3 protein-coding genes and 1 pseudogene are annotated in these 1,389 nt (G+C 56.2%); all 4 read right to left on the minus strand.

All coding sequences use genetic code 11. The features are described 5' to 3' along the window. Positions 1 to 112: 112 nt before the first annotated feature. On the minus strand, positions 113 to 367 hold the full coding sequence (locus tag F6X40_RS41435; protein WP_187631882.1) for a hypothetical protein: 255 nt from the start codon (positions 365 to 367) through the stop codon (positions 113 to 115). Next, positions 360 to 824, minus strand: a complete 465-nt coding sequence (locus F6X40_RS41440; protein WP_187631883.1) for a L,D-transpeptidase — start codon at positions 822 to 824, stop codon at positions 360 to 362. Before F6X40_RS41440 ends, F6X40_RS41435 begins: the two co-directional genes overlap by 8 nt. 181 nt (positions 825 to 1,005) lie before the next feature. Further along, positions 1,006 to 1,215, minus strand: coding sequence for a hypothetical protein (locus F6X40_RS41445; RefSeq protein ID WP_184070860.1), 210 nt, complete (start codon positions 1,213 to 1,215; stop codon positions 1,006 to 1,008). 15 nt (positions 1,216 to 1,230) lie between these two features. Next, positions 1,231 to 1,389 (minus strand): annotated as a pseudogene (locus tag F6X40_RS43080) (DDE transposase); the annotation flags it as partial.

A 1,389-nucleotide genomic window follows, 5' to 3' on the forward strand; every position in this document is an offset into this window, starting at 1 on the left:
GAGAAGAGGGGCTCGTTTGCGAGCCAAATTCACCGAAATGAGCGTCGATTCGATTCGTTATCCAGAAAATTTGACGCGTCTTGATCTGCAAGCCGATCCGACAGTTCATTAATCAGCGTTTCCCTAGCAGACGCGCGACAGCTTCTGAGTTGCCTTCCGCGATTTCGCCATCGTCACACTGCGCGTACTTGTTGAACGCCTCATTCACCTTTGCCCACGTGTCGAGGTGATCGATTGCTGCATCCGCCGCACTTGCCTCACGCTCCGTGCAGGTTATGCCATACGCAACCGGCATCCACGCTAGTGCAATGAAGGCGACCACACCCATGAGACGCGTCAAAAAATAGGTGCACTTGCGTCTATCCATGAGTATGTCCCGCAAGATTCCTGGCTCGATTGCGCTCAGTTGCCGTGCGCGCGGCCACGGAATCATTGTGGTTGACTTCTACAGCCGTGATCGGGTCCCGGTGCATCTGTTCGCGGATTTCTCTCATGGCGTCGTCGGACGTGCGGATGCAGCTCTTTGTCGGGTGCTGAGGTCCCGGCAAATAGCGGGCATTAGCTCTGCCCGAATGCACGCCAATGCCGGTATGGCCTGGCACGTTGAAACGGATGATCCCATACAAGCCATACGGGCCATTGGCAGATGCCACATGCTGGTGCGGGGTGGCTTGGTCCTGCACGCTATATGTTCCATTCGGAATATGGCGGATTGCCGCGTGGCTGTCGACGTTGTTGTAAGCCGCCCAAGTACCGATCGTCTTACCGGTGGCATCAACAAACGAGATTTGATGTGTCTGTCCGTCGAATAGCAGTTTCGACATGTGGCATACCACTAGAGTTGTAAAAAATGAGGGCTGCGGAGTCCGGCGGCATACGATCAGTGGGATGGCCGACGCTGCATTGATTCAATGGGAACTCTAGCTTTGCGGCTGCCATAGGTGTGCTATGGGCGAACTCCTAAAGCAAGGCCGATCCGATGTCGTAAGCAGGGCGGCAGCGCGGTCAGTCGCACTCTATCGATCGCGTTTGTATTGCCTTCGTTTCTATCTCGGTCTTGATATCGGCGTGAAGCGCCGGGCGGCCAACAGCGCGATCCAGCAGTTGGCGCGACGCCGCCAGCCGCAGCTGTTCGCCGCTGTGGCGCATCAGGTTGATCTGCGTCGCGATCGAATTCGGCGGGTTCTTTGGGGGCAGAAACGAAATACGGGCCAAAAGGCCTAATGCCGTTCAGTTAAGGTCTTTTTTGAGGTATCGAACGATATAACGGAAAGGTCTGGATTTGACGGCCCGAGCGCAAGTGCGCCCGGGCCGTTTTTCGTTGAGAAGCTGCTTGAGCCGCTCGCGCAAGCGAGTCAGCAGCATGGGAAGTTTGCCGTACGAGCGCGT

The sequence above is a fragment of the Paraburkholderia sp. UCT31 genome, from assembly GCF_014397655.1.
In the GTDB taxonomy this organism is placed as follows: Bacteria; Pseudomonadota; Gammaproteobacteria; order Burkholderiales; family Burkholderiaceae; genus Paraburkholderia; species Paraburkholderia tuberum.